Annotated in this window: 16 protein-coding genes and 1 pseudogene; 15 read left to right on the forward strand and 2 right to left on the reverse strand. The window is 34.9% G+C overall.

Going from position 1 to position 19356, the window contains the following annotated elements; translation table 11 throughout:
• Positions 1–101 precede the first annotated feature (101 nt).
• The 13 genes and pseudogenes from BUE24_RS01425 to BUE24_RS01485 all read left to right on the forward strand — a co-directional run bounded on the left by BUE24_RS01425 (position 102) and on the right by BUE24_RS01485 (position 13151).
• Positions 102–1253 (forward strand): glycosyltransferase family 4 protein, encoded by a 1152-nt coding sequence (locus BUE24_RS01425; RefSeq protein ID WP_073312867.1) that lies wholly within the window; start codon positions 102–104, stop codon positions 1251–1253.
• 15 nt (positions 1254–1268) lie between these two features.
• Complete coding sequence (locus tag BUE24_RS01430) at positions 1269–2318, forward strand: sugar-transfer associated ATP-grasp domain-containing protein (RefSeq protein ID WP_073312868.1); 1050 nt, start codon at positions 1269–1271, stop codon at positions 2316–2318.
• Positions 2319–2340: 22 nt separating this feature from the next.
• On the forward strand, positions 2341–3642 hold the full coding sequence (locus tag BUE24_RS01435) for a phenylacetate--CoA ligase family protein (RefSeq protein WP_073312870.1): 1302 nt from the start codon (positions 2341–2343) through the stop codon (positions 3640–3642).
• Positions 3643–3663: 21 nt separating this feature from the next.
• On the forward strand, positions 3664–4269 hold the full coding sequence (locus tag BUE24_RS01440; RefSeq protein ID WP_073312872.1) for a sugar transferase: 606 nt from the start codon (positions 3664–3666) through the stop codon (positions 4267–4269).
• 17 nt (positions 4270–4286) lie between these two features.
• On the forward strand, positions 4287–5384 hold the full coding sequence (locus BUE24_RS01445; protein ID WP_073312874.1) for a hypothetical protein: 1098 nt from the start codon (positions 4287–4289) through the stop codon (positions 5382–5384).
• A gap of 23 nt (positions 5385–5407) precedes the next feature.
• Entirely contained in the window at positions 5408–6904 is a 1497-nt protein-coding gene (locus BUE24_RS01450) for an AMP-binding protein (RefSeq protein ID WP_073312876.1), read from the forward strand.
• A gap of 10 nt (positions 6905–6914) precedes the next feature.
• Positions 6915–7160, forward strand: a complete 246-nt coding sequence (locus BUE24_RS01455; protein WP_073312878.1) for an acyl carrier protein — start codon at positions 6915–6917, stop codon at positions 7158–7160.
• Between the two features lie 84 nt (positions 7161–7244).
• Positions 7245–7913: an acetyltransferase gene (locus BUE24_RS01460; RefSeq protein WP_073312880.1), complete on the forward strand. Its 669-nt coding sequence runs from the start codon at positions 7245–7247 to the stop codon at positions 7911–7913.
• A 64-nt stretch (positions 7914–7977) separates the two neighbouring features.
• Complete coding sequence (locus BUE24_RS01465; protein WP_073312881.1) at positions 7978–8583, forward strand: sugar transferase; 606 nt, start codon at positions 7978–7980, stop codon at positions 8581–8583.
• Between the two features lie 29 nt (positions 8584–8612).
• Positions 8613–9263 (forward strand): annotated as a pseudogene (locus BUE24_RS01470) (NeuD/PglB/VioB family sugar acetyltransferase); the annotation flags it as partial.
• Positions 9264–9266: 3 nt separating this feature from the next.
• Positions 9267–10847, forward strand: a complete 1581-nt coding sequence (locus tag BUE24_RS01475) for an FAD/NAD(P)-binding protein (RefSeq protein ID WP_073312897.1) — start codon at positions 9267–9269, stop codon at positions 10845–10847.
• 41 nt (positions 10848–10888) lie between these two features.
• The gene (locus tag BUE24_RS01480) at positions 10889–11977 is read left to right on the forward strand and encodes a GNAT family N-acetyltransferase (protein WP_073312899.1); all 1089 of its coding nucleotides are present in this window, start codon (positions 10889–10891) and stop codon (positions 11975–11977) included.
• Between the two features lie 28 nt (positions 11978–12005).
• Positions 12006–13151 carry a GNAT family N-acetyltransferase gene (locus BUE24_RS01485; protein ID WP_073312901.1) on the forward strand — a complete coding sequence of 382 codons (1146 nt, stop codon included), beginning with the start codon at positions 12006–12008 and terminating at the stop codon, positions 13149–13151.
• A 25-nt stretch (positions 13152–13176) separates the two neighbouring features.
• Here BUE24_RS01485 and BUE24_RS01490 read toward each other — a convergent pair whose 3' ends face one another.
• Positions 13177–14145, reverse strand: a complete 969-nt coding sequence (locus tag BUE24_RS01490; protein WP_073312903.1) for a hypothetical protein — start codon at positions 14143–14145, stop codon at positions 13177–13179.
• Between the two features lie 6 nt (positions 14146–14151).
• On the reverse strand, positions 14152–15429 hold the full coding sequence (locus BUE24_RS01495; protein ID WP_342039410.1) for an MBOAT family O-acyltransferase: 1278 nt from the start codon (positions 15427–15429) through the stop codon (positions 14152–14154).
• Positions 15430–16263: 834 nt separating this feature from the next.
• Between BUE24_RS01495 and BUE24_RS01500 the strand changes: the two genes are divergently transcribed.
• Positions 16264–17397 (forward strand): DegT/DnrJ/EryC1/StrS family aminotransferase, encoded by a 1134-nt coding sequence (locus BUE24_RS01500; protein ID WP_073312907.1) that lies wholly within the window; start codon positions 16264–16266, stop codon positions 17395–17397.
• Positions 17394–19322 carry a polysaccharide biosynthesis protein gene (locus BUE24_RS01505; RefSeq protein ID WP_073312909.1) on the forward strand — a complete coding sequence of 643 codons (1929 nt, stop codon included), beginning with the start codon at positions 17394–17396 and terminating at the stop codon, positions 19320–19322. Before BUE24_RS01500 ends, BUE24_RS01505 begins: the two co-directional genes overlap by 4 nt.
• Positions 19323–19356: the final 34 nt, after the last annotated feature.

Consider the following 19356-nt stretch of genomic DNA (forward strand, 5'->3'; position numbering starts at 1 on the left):
TGTGAGAAAAATATGATTTCTGCAGTAAAAGAAAGAGTATTATCTATATTTGCATTCGAAATAAATAAACCAGGATTATAATTTTCATGTAAAGGGGGAATATGAATAAAATTATCCGTGTTACAACCATACCAAAGTCTTTAGGAGGATTACTCAAAGGCCAGCTAAAATTTATGTCTCAATACTATGAGGTTATCGGTATCTCAGGTAAAGGCGAAGGCAGGCTAGATCGAGTCGCAAAAGAAGAGGGCATTGCTGTGGTACCGGTAGAAATGACTCGAAAGATCACACCAATAAAAGATCTTCTGGCAGTTTATACATTATATAGGATCTTCAGAAAAGAAAAACCAGATATTGTTCATAGCCATACACCAAAGGCAGGAACATTGGCAATGCTAGCGGCCAAATTAGCCAGAGTACCACACCGATTGCATACTATTGCTGGACTACCACTACTTGAAGCTACTGGGTCTAAAAGAACCTTACTTGATACAGTAGAAAAGATCACCTATGCCTGTGCTACAATGATTTACCCTAACTCTTTTGGATTGAAGGATATTATTATTCAAAATAAATATACAAAACCTAAAAAGCTAAAGGTAATTGCCAATGGGAGTTCTAATGGGATAGACACTTCCTTTTTTGATCCCACTCTATATACACCAGAAGATAATCAGAAGCTTAGAGACGAATTGAAAATTAAATCATCTGATAAGGTGATTATTTATGTAGGTAGGTTGGTGAAGGATAAAGGAATTAATGAATTGGTCCAAGCTTTTAAAAGAATCAGTACAGATCATCCAGAAGCTAAATTACTTTTGGTGGGTATCTATGAAAAAGACCTGGATCCTTTATCTCCAGAAATTGAAAGCGAGATTGAAACAAATCCAAATATTATTTTTGTTGGGTGGCAGAATGATGTAAGGCCCTTTTTTGCAATTTCTGATATCTTAGCTTTTCCTAGTTATCGAGAAGGTTTTCCAAATGTGGTGATGCAAGCCGCGTCTATGGGAGTAGCAAGTGTAGTAACTGATATTAATGGATGTAATGAAATAATTACTGAAGGAGAAAACGGATTAATCATACCGGTAAAAGACACTGAAGCTGTATATCAAAAGGTATCAGAACTCGTAAAGAATGACGATGTAAGAAATACATTAGCCGCAAACTCAAGAACGTCTATTACTACCCGATACGAATGTCAGGTGGTATGGGAGAGCTTATTAGAAGAATACCGATCTTTGATGAACTAACCAAATCTACAATCAATGAAAAGGAAGTTTAAGTTATTGAAAAAAAGACTTGATGTTTTTTTCAAGGACCCTGAGCGGAAAAGTTTTTTTCGAATTTTTAGAGAAGCTATTGGGTTTTGGATGGCCAAAAAAGAATTTCCTTATTTCTATTTTGGTAAGTTTTTATATCGTAAAGATGTAAAAAACTACAAAGATTACCTGAGCAGTAAAGAAGTGGATAACATTACCTTATCCAAGAAACTACATCGCCCGCAATACGCAACACTGCTAAGAAACAAATTGGCTTTTGCATTATTCATGGAGAAGAATAATTTGCCTGTTCCTCCTATGATCGCCTATAATCTTAAGAATCGATTTTTTTACAATTCTAATTTCACCTTAGTAAATAGTAAAGAAGAACTAGCAACATATTTTAATAGCCTTTTTGAAAAAGAAGGAGTTACTAGAATCTTTGTAAAAGCGATTACCGAAATGGGAGGTGTTGGGGCCTATTTGGTTACCAAAGATAATGTCGATCAAACGGTAGAAGAAGACGGTGAATATATCATGAATAATGATTGTATTCATCAAGAAGTGATCATTCAACACGAAAAAATCAATGAATTGTATCCCCATAGCGTAAACACCATAAGGTTTGATACGTATCTGGATAACAAAGGAGAAGTACATATTCTATCAGGATATATGCGATTTGGTAGAGGAGGTAGCGTTTTGGATAATAGCAGTGGTGGTGGCTTTTGGGTATCTATCGACATGGAGAAAGGAGTGCTGGTAGAAAAAAGTTATCAATTGATGAAATACGGTGGTAAACGTTTTAAAAGCCATCCGGATACAGGAACAGTTTTTTTAAACCATGAGCTTCCTTATTTCAAAGAAGCTTGTGATCTGGTAAAACAATGTGTTAACCATATTCCAGATAGAATTATAGGGTGGGATATTGCGGTTAGCCAAAATGGACCAGTTATTATAGAAGGGAATGATAATAACTCCTTGTTAGGCCCTGATTTGGTGTTTGGAGGGTTTTGTAAACATCCATTGTATCAGGAAATCATTAGTAACATTTAGTAAAAAAACAATAAATCGGGGAATGAAACTTTTTGAAACAGCTAGGAATAAAGCTTTTTGGATCGTAGATGGATTAAAAGGCGGGCCTAAAAAACGTCATTACGATGAGATCAAATTTATCAATGAAAATCCTTTGGACCAAAAGGCGATAGCATACAAAGAAGAACATCTAAAAAAAGTGCTGGATCACGCCGTAGCTACTTCACCTTTTTACAAGAAACAAAACGGATATGGATCTATCGAAGATTTTCCGGTCATCAATAAAAATGTAATTCGAGAGAGTTTTGAGGATTTTCAATCCACAGCATTTAAGGATCAATCAAAATTTACGGTAAGTACCAGTGGTTCCACAGGTACACCTTTCAAAACGTTTCAGGATAAGAACAAGCGACTCAGAAACATGGCGGATACCATATTTTTTTCTGAAAATGCAGGTTTTAAAATAGGTAACCGATTGACTTATTTCAGAATGTGGAATGCCTTTGAAAAAAAGAGTTTTACAACACGAGTATTACAAAATATAGTGCCAATTGATGTATTTGAGTTTAGAGATGAAAAACTAATACAACAAGTAATCGATGATTTACCAAATAGTAAATCTTCAGATAGCTGGCTGGGATATGCTTCTGCCTACGAAGAGATTTGTAAATACTTAGACAGGAATGATTACTCGGTTGTGCCCAATAACCTCAAGTCAATCATCGCCATGTCTGAGCGATTGAATGACTATACCAAACAAAGTGTTCTCAAATATTTTGATACCGAAGTGGTTTCCAGGTATTCTAATGTAGAGAACGGAATTTTGGCGCAGCAACCTCTCGGAAATAAAAAACACTTTGATATTAATGAGGCGAGTTATCTGGTAGAAATTCTAGAGATCGACTCCAATAAAAGAGTACCCGATGGTGAGTCGGGAAGAATAGTGATTACGGATCTGTTTAATTATGCAGTACCGATGATTCGATATGACACTGGTGATATTGGAAGAAAGGATACTGTAGATGGAAAAGCCATTCTTTTGGAGGTAAACGGAAGAAAGATCGATCAGATTTATGATACCAAAGGAGAGCACATTTCTACAAATCTTGTGTTATTGGTAAACAACTATCCAGAATTGAAACAGTGTCAGTTGATCCAAAAAGCAAAAGGAACGTATCATTTTAAGATCAATAGCGAAGGTGATTTTTTAAGAGAAAATGAGTTTGTTAACGACTTTAAAGGGTATTTGGGCGAAGATGCCAAAATCACTGTAGAATATGTTGATGAAATTCCGTTACTTGCATCTGGAAAAAGAAGAGTGATGGTTAATGAAATGAACAATTAATTGACATCAAGCCGCTAGATAATGTATAAATCTTTTTTCAAACGTGTTCTTGATTTTTGTATCTCCTTCACAGTGTTGGTTTTGATTTCTCCACTGTTCTTGATGTTGATTGTTTTCTTGGCTATTGCGAATCAGGGAAAGCCTTTCTTTGTGCAAAGAAGACCGGGAAAAAATGAAAAGATATTCAGCATCGTTAAGTTCAAAACGATGAATGATAAGAAGGATGATCAAGGTAACTTGTTACCTGATAAAGATAGAATCACAAAAGTAGGAGCATTTGTTAGGAAAACCTCTCTCGATGAGATTCCGCAATTGCTCAATGTGTTAAAAGGTGAAATGTCACTAATTGGTCCTAGACCATTAATTATAGAGTATCTCCCCATCTATAATAGTACACAAAAAAAACGTCATAATGTTAGGCCTGGTATTACAGGTTGGGCTCAGGTTAATGGAAGAAATTCTATCACCTGGAAAAAAAAGTTTGAGTATGATGTCTGGTATGTAGAGCATCTTAGCTTTCTGGTCGATTTGAAAATCATTGGATTGACATTGCAGAAAGTGATTCAGAAAAAAGATGTAAATCTATCCGAAGAACTGACGTCAGAATATTTTAATGGAAACAATTAGGGTTTAGAAACAGTACTATGAGCAAAAATCTTGAGGTAATTGGGATCACCAAAAAAATGCTGAGAGAAGCAATTGATCAAAATACATTTTGGCAGGATAAGCTAGCTCCAATGCCAAGAGCTAAGGCGATTTGGTTGGTTGCAAATTCCAGAATAGCCGAAGATGATTATTGCGGGGTGATCGGTTATGAAGACCAAAAAATGATCTCCTTTATTTTTATGTTTCCGGATCTTGCGAATTCTCATAACCAAGAACCGCAAAAGGTGTATTGGATGATTTCCTGGTGGGTACATCCAATCTACAAGGATACGGTTTTGGGTACCTATATCTATAACGAAGCAGTAAATCTAACCGGGAAACGCGTGTTGATTAAGTCCTATGCAGAAAATGTGAATACTTTCTATGAGAAACAACCATTTACGGTAATCGCTTCCAGGTTAAGACATACAATATTCTTCAGTTTGGATCCATCGATGTTGATCGGAAGGTTTAAATTTTTGAAACCAGTACAATTTCTTTTAGAAGCAGTGGATTCGGTGATATACAGTTTCATCAAGTGGATCAATGGGTTCAAGTTTAAGAAAAACACAAAATCGTTGCACTACGATTATATAAATCAAATAGACGAACCTACCTGGAAATTTATCGAACCACTTAGCAAGAATGATCTAATATACAAAACCAAAGAATATATCAATTGGCAAATTGATCCCAGTCAGTACATGCAAACCCCGATTTCCAAAAAGTTTCCGCGAAAGGCTTTACAAACGGGTATAAGTAATAATATTCATATTCATAATTTGAAAGTAATTAAGGATAAGGAGATTATTGGATTTATGTCTTATGTGATTAATTTTAACGAGCTGAATGTGAAATATTTCCTGGCAAAAGATGAAGTGCATTATGAGCTATGTGTAGATGCACTTATTGATAATTTTGCAAAATCAGGTAGAAGATTCATTTTTACGGATGATACCCAACTTTCTGATACCATTACCAAAAGGTATAAGACCATATTTACCCATAAGGTGACCAAGAAAGGACTGGCACATAATGAAACCAATTTGAATCTTGAACATATAGAATTATTGAATAGAGACGGACATTTTTATTAGACCAAAAATACGATTAACCAACTATGAATTTTATACATCAACTTCAGGAATCGATACAAAGCCATGCACAACACAATGTGTTATGCATCAAAGGAGTGTTTTATTCGTATCAGGATTTTGCTAATGAAATATCCAAAATAAGACAAGCCATTGCTTCTAAGATTGAGGATTCTGAAAAGTTGATAGGGTTGGTGACCAATGATGATCTATACACTTATGCCAGTATCGTCGCGCTTTGGTTTGAAGGAAAAGCTTATGTGCCGGTTAATCCTTTATCTCCGATAGAACGGAACACGCAGGTTTTTGAAATGACAAAGACCAAATATGTGCTGGATTCTTCAGAGGAATCGTTGTATAAATCACTTTCGGTAATACAAACACATACATTACCAGATGCTGCACCTAATCTTGTTCCAATAGAAGCAAATGGAGAGGATCTGGCGTATATATTGTTTACATCAGGAACCACTGGCTTGCCTAAGGGTGTTCCTATTACATTCAATAATGTTCAAGGACTCGTAAATGCAATAGAGGCAGAACCAGATTTTAATTTGGTGCCTTCTGATCGTTGTTTGCAAATGTTTGAGCTTACCTTCGATTTTTCGGTGGTTACTTATTTGTTTCCTCTGCTGGCGGGATCTTGTATGTATACAATTCCGAAAGGGGCGATCAAATATTTTTATGTATTCAAGTTGATCAAAGAAGAAAAGCTAACCGTACTTACTATGGTGCCTTCCATTATTAATTACTTACGACCTTATTTTTCAGAAATCAATGCTCCGGATGTTCGATACTGTAGTTTTGGAGGAGGAGCTTTGCATTATGACATCGCCAAAGAGTGGAGTGACTGTTTACCAAATTGTAAGATATTTAACTATTATGGTCCAACAGAGTTTACGGTTTACAGTGGTTTTTACCCATATCATAAGGAAACACATACCAAAAACCATAATGGGATTATTGCCATAGGTACTCCTCAAAAAGATACACAATACCTGGTGGTAGATCAGGAAAATAAAGAAGTTCCTGTTGGAGTTACCGGAGAATTATGTTTAGCAGGACCGCAAATAACCCCGGGATACTGGAAGAATGAAGAGAAAAATGCAGTCAGTTTTTTTACAAGAGAAGAGGAAGGGGAATCGATACGTTATTATAAAACTGGAGATTTGTGCTTTAAAGATGAAGAAGATGATTTTCTCTATGTAGGAAGAGCAGATTTTCAAGTAAAAATAAGAGGGTATAGAGTAGAACTTGCTGAAATTGAGTTTCATGCTAAAGCCAAATCCGAGAAAAAGGTGAACATGGTTGCTCTGGATATTACCAATAGCTTGGGGAATGCAGAATTAGGTTTGGCGATAGAATCTGAAGAATTTGATACAGAGGCTATGTTTGATTATATGAAAACTCAAATGCCTGACTATATGATTCCTATGCATATTATATTTGTAAAAGAGTTTCCGCATAGTATCAACGGAAAAATCAATAGAAAAGAACTTAGAACGTATTTTGATATCAAATAATTAATCAATAATGACTCAAGAAGAAATAGTATCCAAAGTTAAAGAAGCCTTTGTAGCGGTATTAGAACATGATAAATTTGAACTTACTGACGAAACCACTGCCAATGATGTAGACGGTTGGGAGTCGGTAACTCACATGATGATTATTACAGAGGTAGAAAAAACTTTTGGAATCAAATTTAAACTCATGGATTTGATGAACATGAACAATGTAGGAGATTTGATGAAAACCATTAAATCCGAGCTAGGTATATAAATCATTACTCTCCTGATTTTTGTCATAGTATAATGAAAAAGGGATTCATTCCTTTATCAAATATCATTGTACAAATGCAAAATCATGGAAAGAATAGTAGTAATAGGAGCATCAGGACATGCCAAGGTGATTATAGAGGCTATTGAAAGTATTGGAAAATATAAAGTTTACGGACTTATTGATTCTTTCAAGCCTATTGGACAAAAAGTATTAGGCTATGAAATTCTGGGAACAGAGGATATCATTCCTACCCTTGCGAAACAGGGAATCTGTAAAGGTGTTGTAGCTATAGGAGATAATTGGACAAGGTATGTAATGCATACTAGAATTAAAGAGATTGAGCCAGATTTTGAATTTATCACGGTAGTGCACCCCTCTGCTGTAATAAGTAAAAGCGTTAGGATAGGAAAAGGGACAGTAATAATGGCATCGGTTACAATCAACGCACTAGCAGAGATAGGTGATGGATGCATTGTAAACACCAATGCAAGTTTTGGACATGATGGAGTGCTTAATGATTTTTCTAGTATTGCACCGGGAGTGACTGTTGGAGGTAATGTCAAGATTGATTTTTGCTCAGCGGTATCATTAGGAGCAAATATAATACAAGGAGTTACTGTAGGTAAGCACAGTATTATTGGAGCAGGAGCTTTGGTGCTGAACGATGTAAATGATTATAAATTAGTTTATGGAGTTCCTGGAAAGGAAATTGAAACCATTAAAAAAGGAAAAAAATATATTTCTAAATCTTAGTTTAGTATTCTTTCTAAAGTAGAGGGGAGGTATTTGATAAGATTTAATTTTTTAAATAAAAAAGATGTATAAATCATTTTTGAAACGCTTAATAGATTTTTTGGCTTCCTTTTTTGGGATAGTATTGTTATCGCCAATTATCCTTTTTCTCATTGTGTTTTTGGCCATGGCAAATAGTGGAAAGCCTTTTTTCTTTCAAGCGCGCCCGGGTAGAAATGAAAGAATATTCAAAATTGTGAAGTTCAAGAGTATGAACGACAAGAAGGATGAAAACGGAGAGCTTTTACCATTTGAACAACGCATCACAAAAGTGGGTAAGTTTATCAGAAAATACTCTTTGGATGAAATTCCACAGTTGTTTAATGTGCTAAAAGGAGATATGAGTCTTATTGGACCAAGGCCTTTATTAGTAAAATATCTTCCGTTGTATAATGATTTTCAGAAAAGAAGACATGATGTACGACCAGGAATCACTGGTTGGGCACAGGTAAATGGTAGAAATACGATCTCTTGGGAGGAAAAATTTAAATTGGATGTTTGGTATACCGAACATATTAGTTTTATAACGGACATGAAGATTTTGATACGAACAATAAAGAAAGTATTGTTCAAAGAAGATATCAATAGCGGGCAAAATTTGAATATGCCTACTTTTACAGGTAATAATTAACCAAAGAAACAACCACTAAAAACTTTAGATACAAAGTGAAAAATGCAGTAATTATAGGAGCAGGGACCCAGGGGCAGGTATATGCATCCTATTTGAAAGAAGCTGGAGTGCAGATCATCGGTTTTATCGATGATAACCCCGATCTCCAGGGGACAGAGGTGATCGGTATTCCCGTCTTGGGAAAATACGAAGACCTTTTTGATAATACATTTAAGAGCAAAATACAGGATGTGTATTGCCCAATCGGAGTGAATAAGGTAAGAGCAGAGTATTTATCGACCTTAAAGAATGAAGGATATGGTATTCCAGGTTTTTTACACCATACTGTTTCTATCGCACCAGATGTAACCATTGGAGAAGCGGTATACATGTTGGCAGGAAATATCGTAATGCCGCATACAACTATAGGAAATTACATCATGATCAATATGGATAGTACCATAGCACATCATGTAACTCTGGAAGATGGTGTTTTTATGTCATCTGGAGTTAACATTGGAGCTTTGATCAATGTAAGAGAAAACGCCTATATTGGTATGGGAGTAACCGCTATGACGGGGGTAAAAGAAATAGGTAGAGATACGCTTATAGGAGCCGGTACCGTTATTATACGTGATGTTCCTGATTATACCACTGTTGTAGGTAACCCAGGAAGAGTTATTAAAACCAAACAACCTTAATTCATGCAGGCCGAAATTAAAACCAAAATATCAGATATAACATTTATCGGTTCAGGGATATCTTCTTCTTTTACCATCTTACATTTTCTAGATAAATTAGAAGCTACTCCAGATGCAACCGAAAAGATTTACATCACAATCATCGATAAGTATAGCGAGTTTCATACGGGAATTCCATATGGTTCCAGATCAGGATATTCTGTACACCTTATTACTTCTTTGAAGAATTTTTTACCAGAACCAGAGCTGAGCAAGTTTGTCAAATGGCTTAACGAAAATAAAGGTTGGTTGTTGGATAATTTGAAAAAGGAGGGAGGTGATTTATCTATTGAATGGATGCAAACTCATGCTCAAAAAATAGAAAACAATGATTGGGAAGATTTATTTATTCCCAGAAGGTTTTTTGGATGTTATATCGAAGAAAAAGTAAACAGCCGTTTAGATAAATTCAGACAAGAGGGAAGACTGGAAATAAGCTGTGTTACTGGTGAAGTTATCGATATCGAAAAAGAAGCAGAACGATACCACCTATCATTAAAAAATGACCAAGTTATTGTTTCTCATAAAGTAGTACTTTCTGTAGGGTCATTGCCCGTAAATCATCTTTGGAAAGATGAGGACCTCATAGAAGAAGACAATCTTTTGTTTGCGAATGACCCTTACAAACCAGAGCTAGCACAAACTTTGCAAAAGATTGATGCTTTTTCTGAAGGATTGGGTAACAATACTCCGATTAATGTACTAATTGTAGGAGCCAATGCCAGTGGATTGGAGATGTTGTATAAGTTTAATGATATAGCTCATATAAAATCAAGGATACATAAGTTCTCTTTTCTTTCAACTCAGGGATTGTTACCGGATTCTGTTATTGATACCGAAAAGAGAAAAGAATATGTCCCTGAGCATTTAAAGGCCTTGGCAGATAAAGAAAGTCTAACTGCTCAAGAAATAGCGAATGCTACCTATAAAGATCTGGATCATGCCGATGAGATCAATTTGGGAGCAGCATCTACTGTTGAGATTGTTTCCAAAGCATTTGGAACGTTGCTTGGTAAGTTAGATACAGACGAACTTAGAAAGTTTGCCTGTTTTCATGGTAATGAAATCGGGAGAAGACAACGTTGTGCGGGATTCCATTACTCCAAAACCGTTGATGCATTAAAAGCCGAAGGAAGATTCAATCATATTGCAGGGCGATTTAGGGATCTAAAGAAGAATGATAATGGAGATTATGTTTTGCAATACTTGGATACCCAAACCAAGACCAATTTGATAGATCAGGATCCAGTACATATCATTATCAATTGTGTAGGAAGTACAAATCTGTCAAAAGAGAACATACCTGTATTACTTCAGAATATGATAAAGAAAGGATATGCCAAGGCAAATGATTCTAATATTGGTTTTGAGGTGAATGAAGATTTGGAAACCTTACCGAATTTACACATCATGGGCCCTTTGTTGGCTGGAAATATTTTTGATGGAAAGGCAGTTTGGCATTTAGAACATTGTGGTCGGATCATATGGTTGTCAAAAGTGCTGTCTGAAAAATTCAGTAGTTATTTTCTGAATACAGTAGAATAAAGAAAAACCTAAATAATAAACCTAAATTAATAGTTGTACAATTGAAGCAAAACTACAGATTACTTGTCGACCATCTCGATGATCAAGCAAATGTATCTCAATACAGAACGCTTCTTCAGGAGAAATGGGATAATAACGTGTATTATGCAATCGAGCATTTGCGTTATTTTGCTAATGATTCTGACAAGCTGAATTACTTTTTGTTAGAAAAAGACGGTACCCCATGTGTATTAATGCCTTTTGTGTCAAGAGAAATTGAAGTAAATGGTGTTAAAAGTAAATATCGAGATGTAATAAGTCCTTACGGATATAATGGTCCTCTTTTTAATTCTGATGTTTCTGAAGAAGACTTATCTGAGTTTTGGAGCCAGGTAGATGCCTGGTATCTGGAGAACAATATTGTCTCAGAGTTTATTCGGTTTAGTTTGACAGCCAATCATATGGCTTATTCTGGCAATCTAATACAAACACTTTCGAATGTGAGAGGAAATCTTTTGGGAGATTTTGAAGCGCAATGGACGGCTTTTCTGCCCAAAGTGAGGAATAATTACAGAAAAGCAGTGAATTATGATTTAAGTTTTAAAATATTCGACAAGCAGGAGATTACTAAAGATGTTATCAAAATTTTTAATGATATCTATGTAGAAACGATGAGTAGAAATAATGCGGCTAGTATCTATTTCTTTTCTAGTTCGTATTTTGATGATCTTGTCCTTTCGAACATTGATAACTTTTCAATAGCCGTCGCTTATTTTGAAGATGTCCCAATTTCTGTAGAGTTGATCATCAACTATAAGGATACCGTTTTTGCCTTTTTGGGAGGAACCAATGCAGAATACTTCAGTTATAGACCTAATGATTTTCTACGGGTAAAAGTTATCGATTGGGCTATTGCTAATCATAAGAAACACTACGTTTTGGGTGGAGGAATGAAAGATGGAGACGGATTGTACAAAAATAAAAAGTCATTGTTTCCAAAAGATGAAGATGTGATTTTTTATACCGGAAGGAAGGTGGTCAATCAAGAAGTTTATGATGATTTAAGCAAGTCTGCAAATCAAGAATATACTACATTTTCTGAAGAAGAGTTGAACAATTGTTTTTTTCCGTTTTACCGATGGAAACCCTAAAAAGAGGTATAAACCAAAACTAAAACAGGTGAAAAAAGAGATTGTAGATTATTTTTTCGAGATTTTTGAAAAGGGAAATATACCTCAAATATTTTCAGAGATTACTACCCATGGAGAGCATCAATCTATCCGAAATCCAGAGTATGAGGATCGATCAGATACGGTGTATTCATTTTTCTTTATTCCGGATTACCTAAAGCCGGTCTACAATAACGCAAAACTGAATACAAAGACGATTAATCAGTTTTTCAAGGGATATGCTATTTTATTAGACGGTTTTGCCAGCGCAGATGCATATGTAAAAGCTCGTTTCCGTAGTAATGCCAAAGGGATAAGAAGAAGGGTAAAAAGACTAGAAACCTGCTTTGATATCTCTTACAAAACGTTTTATGGAGAGATCCAACGAGAAGAGTACGATGCGTTGCTAGATGCTCTGGAAAAAATGTTGGTTAGAAGATTTGAGCAACGCAATGATGTAAGCCAAAGTTTAAAACAATGGGATCGCTATAAAAAGATGTACTTTTCTTTGATCAATGAAAAGAAAGCTTCTCTTTTTGTAGCTTATGAAAAAAACACGCCTATAGTAGTTTCCTTAAATCATCATTTTCACGGAAGATTGTTTAGTGCGATATCCTCTTATGATATCGACTTTGGGAAATTTAGCTTGGGTAGTGTAGAGATATTTAAGAAATTGGATTGGTGTATAGCAAATGATCATTTGTCTTACGAAATGGGAATGGGAGATTTGAGTTACAAAAGAGAATGGTGTAATCATATCTATCAATTCGAACAACAAATCTTATATCCCAAAAAATCCTTTTCCGGATGGTTTACAGCTACCATAGAATACTTGAAAGCAAGTGCAAAAGAGTTTGTTTTTAAAATAGCTTATGTACGCTACAAAAACTTTAAAGCAAAACGTAAAAAAGAACATCTTATTCAAGAAAGGTCTTTTGAAACTCAAGCGAAAGAAGAACTAAAAACATTCGAAACCTACCAAGAAATCGATTACAATCAGGATCAGTATTTGTATCTACGAAGAAACGTATTCGATTTTCTATATACCAGTATCGAACATGTAGATCAGGTAAAAGTGATTCAGGTACCCGAAGAAAAGGATAGTTTTTATATTTGTGGAGTTTCCAAAATGCAAAAAATCATTTTTGCAGATTAAAGATTTCAGTAATTTCTTGTAGACTTTATTTCCAGCCTTTGTTTTGCTGCAAATGATCTGTGATCACTTTAGCAATCAAACTTCTACCATGGTTGTTCCAATGGCGATCATAAATTAACGTTGTTGGTTTTTTTGATGCTTCAAATAAAGGTGCAAAATCCAGATAATCAAAGTTATTCGTTTCCAAGTGTTCTAAAAATAGAGGAGGAGTGATTCTGGAATCTAGTAAGAGCGTAAAACGTTCTTTGTCAAAACCATATAACTTAACTAAGCTTTCAAAATTAGCTAAATATTGTTGTTCTTTCTCTTTTTGGATTCGTGCAGTTTCTTCTTCGCTAATTACATGGGGTTCCTGCTTTGATTTTAGAAAACTTCTCATCCTGTAGATCAGTTTTTGAGGAGGGTCAAGAAGCCCAATACTCTTGGTATAGACCAATAATTTACTTTTTTTCAGTAATTTGTTTAAAGGAGATTCTAGAGCCAGTCTTCCTGTCATTACCTGATATTTGGAGCGTGTTAAATCATTAGAAAACTTGATTCCCAATATCACTTTATCAATATGATTAAACTCCTCTTTGTAGGAGTGTACAAGATGCAATTGATCAGCAAAATCATACCCCGCATAACCATATTCATATACTTCAATATCTGTGAATTGCTGCTCTATTTTTTTACCAATAGAATTGTAGTAGTTTTGATGAAATCCTTCTATAAAAGAGTCTCCCACTAGTGCCAGTTCTGTCTTATTCGCTGTAGGGTTAAATTCTCGATAAGAATTATATCCCGAGTTATTAATTTTATATTCAGAAAAGTTTTGCCTTCGATTTCCGGTTACCGAAAAACCATTTTGATTCGGAACCCATTTTTCAACTTCATGTTCATCAAGAAATCGATTAGGAGTGTCCTTTCCCAAATGAAAAACACGCACCAAACCTTCCAGAAAAATTAGGATCAGAAAAAAGTATAAACCGCTTTTTAGAATAAGTTTTTTCATCGTGTTTTAGAATTGAAAATAAATAAAAGATCGATCCACATTATCGTCGTAGAATAATAACATAGCGAGTATTACAAGTGCATACACCAAAAATCGAACGTACTTGGATTTAAATTTAAACGGAGCTCTTTCATCTCTACGTATTCTAAATTCGTACCATACAAAAATACCAAGTAAAATATAATAATCGATCATTCTATATCCCAATGGATGATGATAGCTTTCGTAAGAAAAATTAGTATAACACTGTTTTATAAAACCAAAGGCATCAGAAATGGATTCTGACCTAAAAAACACTCTAGAAAAAGTAACCAGAGAGAATGTGATCATGATCTGTATAATTTCCTTTACAGAAGGAAACCAGTTATTTTCTGCTACTACATTGTTCATGTAGATTCGGTTTCTTCCCATCAAAAATACAGGGATGTACAATACAGCATGTAATGCTCCCCAGGCAATGAATGTCCAATTAGCGCCATGCCAAAAGCCGCTGACCAAAAATATGATGATGATATTTCTAACAGATTTAAGTTTGCTTACTCTGCTTCCTCCAAGTGGGATGTACACATAATGCCTAAACCATGTAGAGAGTGATACATGCCAACGTTGCCAATATTCTGCTACATTTCTAGAAAAAACAGGGAATTTAAAATTAGACATCAATTCTATACCAAATAGTTTTGCGGTACCAATGGCGATATCAGAGTATCCACTAAAATCTCCATACACCTGAAAACTAAAAAGAGAAACTCCCAAGATCAAGGTTGAAGCAGGATATGAATGATAATTGGCAAAGATATCATCTACAATCGGCGCTATCGAATCTGCAATAACCACTTTTTTAAATAGTCCCCAAAGAATCAATTTTAACCCTTCTGTACATTGTACGTAGTTAAATACTCTTTTGGCGGTGATTTGTGATAGTAGATTAGATGCTCTTTCAATAGGTCCCGCAACTAGTTGCGGAAAGAAACTTACAAAAGTTGCAAAAGCAATAAAGTCTTTGGTAGGAGATAGTCTTTTATAATAGATGTCTAACGAATACGACATGGTCTGGAAAGTATAAAAGGAAATTCCTACTGGTAATATGATTTGTAACGTCCAGGTGCTTTTTAAATCATATCCTAAGATGGATATAAAATCAACCCAGGAATTCACAAAGAAATTATAGTATTTAAAAAAACCTAAAAGGCTGATATTGAAGATTACACTAATCCATAGCCAGGTTTTTCTTTTTGATTGATTATCAGAGTTGTGAATTGCCTGGCCTACAAAGAAATCCACTAAGGTGCTTGCCAGAATAAGGAACAAAAACCGCCAATCCCAAAGCCCGTAAAAAATGTAACTAGCAACTAGAAGAAAAGTATTTTGGATCTTGTTCTTTTTATGAAAAAGAAACCAATATGAAACAAAGACTATCGGTAGAAAAATGAAAAAATCTATAGAATTAAATAACATCTAGATGGTTTATAATTATAAAATTCTTGGGGAGGGAAATAGTTACTTACATCGCAATGGGTAGCTATTTTGAGGGAGTAAATTTTATACAATTAATTAAATAAATCAAAATTTATCTATGTTTTTTTTGAATCATGCTTGTAAACGTGAGTGTTAGGTTCTAAATAGCTTTTTGTAAGGGGAAAATACCCCGCCCATATTTAGGTATTGCACTGTAATATTTAAAAAAAGTATGCCTATTATTGCAGTGTTTATTGGTGGTTAGCTAATAATGTCATCTCATGATTATTTTTTTGTTTATCCTTGATCAAAATGACATTAGCGTAATTGCAACATAAGTTCTTTGAACAGTATTACTTGTAAAAGCTTGGTTTTCATCATACTTTTCTTACGGGAAACACGTATTTGGTGTAAGTAAGTAAGGGAATTTTAACCGTTAAACGTTTTTTTTAAGTATTCTGTCTAAAAAATAGATTTTTGAATTGATAATTGATCTATCTGAACTATTTTAGCTATCGGAAAATAAAATTATAAGGAAGTTCTACCCCCCTCTTCCAGCGTTTTTTTAGATTGTCATGAAAAAGAAGTGGATAGATGATACAATTTAGTCGGTATCATTTAATCGCTCAGAGATTATTTGTTCATTATTAATGGGAAAATATGAATATAATTGACTCAAAAAGAATATGGCTTTCATCGCCGCATATGGGTGGAACGGAACAAGATTTCGTCAATGAAGCTTTTCGTACAAACTGGGTTGCTCCACTGGGGCCAAATGTTGATGGGTTCGAAAAAGACCTAGAAACTTACCTAGAAAATGATGCAAATGTAGCAGCACTAAGTTCTGGTACAGGAGCACTGCATCTTGGTTTGATCATGCTAGGGGTATCTCATGGAGATGAGGTATTATGCCAGAGTATGACCTTTGCAGCTTCAGCGAATCCAATTGTATACCTAGGGGCAAAGCCAATATTTGTTGATAGCGAAAGAGATACCTGGAACATCTGTCCAGAGCAATTAGAAATTGCGATTAAAGACAGAATAGCCAAGGGAAAAAAACCGAAAGCAATTGTGGCAGTTCATTTATATGGAATGCCTTATAATGTAGAAGCGGTTCATCAAGTAGCAAAAGAGTATAAGATACCTGTTCTCGAGGATAGTGCAGAAGCTCTTGGAAGTACTTATCACGGGATTAAGTGTGGTACTTTTGGGGATTTAGCTATCTTATCTTTTAATGGAAACAAAATCATCACTACATCGGGTGGTGGTGCTTTGGTTACCAAAAATGAAGAACAAAAGAAGAGAGCTATCTTTTTATCAACACAAGCAAGAGATAATGCTCCACATTATGAGCATTCAGAGATAGGGTATAACTATCGTATGAGCAATATTACAGCAGGAATCGGTCGAGGACAGATGCAAGTATTGGATAAGCATGTGTCTTATAGAAGAAGAAATTTTGAATTTTATAAAGAGCATTTATCAGATTCTTCAGAAATAAAGTTTTTGGAAGAGCCTAACGGAATGTTTTCAAATAGATGGCTTAGTTGTATCGAAACCACTTCGTACAAACTAAGAGAAGCAATTAGAGGAGCCCTGGCCAAAGAGAATATTGAGTCCAGACCATTATGGAAACCGATGCATCTCCAATCTGTGTTTACAGAATGTGATGCGTATTTAAATGGAGTTTCAGAAGATCTGTTTGAGCGTGGACTATGTCTGCCAAGCGGATCAAATCTTGAAGAAGACGATTTACAAAGAGTAGTTTCAGTAATTAAAAATGTATTACGATGATTAAAAATTACCTAATAAATAATTCACATAAACATGCTTCCAAGTGGTTAGTATTGTCTATAGATGTATCTATTACGATTTTTAATTTCTTTTTAGCTTATGTAATACGTTTTGGTATTACGCTAAATTTTGATACATCAAGTTTGTTATACCAAATCCCTGTGGTTGCGGTATTGGCAACGTTAAGCTTTTTGACCATCGGATCTTACAAAGGTGTAGTAAGACACACCGGGATGAGAGATGCGTATAATTTATTCCTGTCGGTTACGGTATTAATTGCTCTAACAGGCTTTTTGATGGTGTCTAGTAGAATGTCATTGATCCCTGAGTTATTAAATATTCCAGTATCGATTATTTGTATTCACTATCTTTTGAATATCATTACGCTAACCACTAGTCGTTTGATATTTAAATATTGTTTTTACTACATAAAATCAAAATTAGGAGAGACTTCTAGAATTTTAATCTACGGTGCAGGAGATTCTGGTTTGATCACTTTGGCAGCAATTACGAATGATTCTAGCCGTTCTCTTTCTGTGGTTGGTTTTGTAGATGATAATGCGCAAAAAATAGGAAAGACCATCAATGGTATCAAGGTATTCTCTTCAAAGAATTTAACGCAGAGTTTTATCAACAAGAATAACATTCAGGAAATCGTTGTTTCGATACCTCATATTAGCAAGAAAAGGCTCTCTGAGATCTCTGATGAGTTATTGAAACTATCGGTTAAAGTAAAAATTATTCCTGCGGTTAATGACTGGATCGATGGTAAGTTGAATGTTTCGCAAATCAAAGAAATCCAGATTGAAGACTTGTTAGATAGAGCACCTATCAATATGGATAACCAAAATATTAAAGCAGAGCTTGAAGGTAAGGTAATTATGATTACAGGTGCTGCAGGTTCTATTGGTAGTGAGATTGTAAGACAAGCTTCTTATTATAACTACAAAAACTTGATTTTGGTAGATCAGGCAGAATCTGCTTTGTATGATTTACAACAAGAATTGCTAAGTAAAGGGGTTACTAAATTTACTCCTATCATCGCAGACATTAGAGATCACCAAAGAATAGAAACTATATTCGAAAAATATAGACCTAATATGGTATTTCACGCGGCAGCGTATAAACACGTACCGCTTATGGAATCTAATCCTTGCGAAGCAATTAAGATTAATGTTTTAGGAACTAGAAAATTAGCTGATCTCTCTTCAGAATTTGGTGTAGATAAATTCGTATTTGTTTCTACCGATAAAGCGGTGAACCCAACAAATGTAATGGGGGCTACCAAGAGAGTTGCAGAAATGTATATCAAGTGTCTTCATAGAACTAGTAAAACTAAGTTTATCACAACGAGATTTGGTAATGTACTTGGTTCTAATGGTTCTGTGATTCCTTTATTCAAAAAACAAATCCAAAAAGGAGGTCCGTTAACAGTTACTCATAAAGATGTAACACGTTTCTTTATGACTATTCCTGAAGCATCACAATTAGTGATCGAGGCAGGTACTATGGGTAACGGAGGAGAGATCTTCATATTCGATATGGGTGAATCAGTTAAGATATTTGATCTTGCCAAAAAGATGATTCGACTTTCAGGATTACAATATCCAAACGATATTGATATCCAGATTACCGGACTAAGACCAGGGGAGAAGTTGTACGAAGAATTATTGGCGGATACCGAAAATACATTACCTACTTATCATAAGAAAATTATGATCAGCAAGCATGATGATAATGATTGTGCATTGGTGAAAGATAAAATCGATGATTTGTGTATCATGAATTTATTAAATCAGGATCATCAAATTGTTGGAAAATTAAAAGAAATTGTGCCCGAATATATTTCTAATAACTCTACCTTCGAAAGTATTGATAAAATCAATAAAGAATCTAATAGAGCAAAAGAAGAGATTTTGGCATAGGGATTTAGGGAAAACAAGGTTTGCCATAGGACAA

The sequence above is a fragment of the Aquimarina spongiae genome (genome assembly GCF_900141785.1).
Taxonomy (GTDB): Bacteria; Bacteroidota; Bacteroidia; order Flavobacteriales; family Flavobacteriaceae; genus Aquimarina; species Aquimarina spongiae.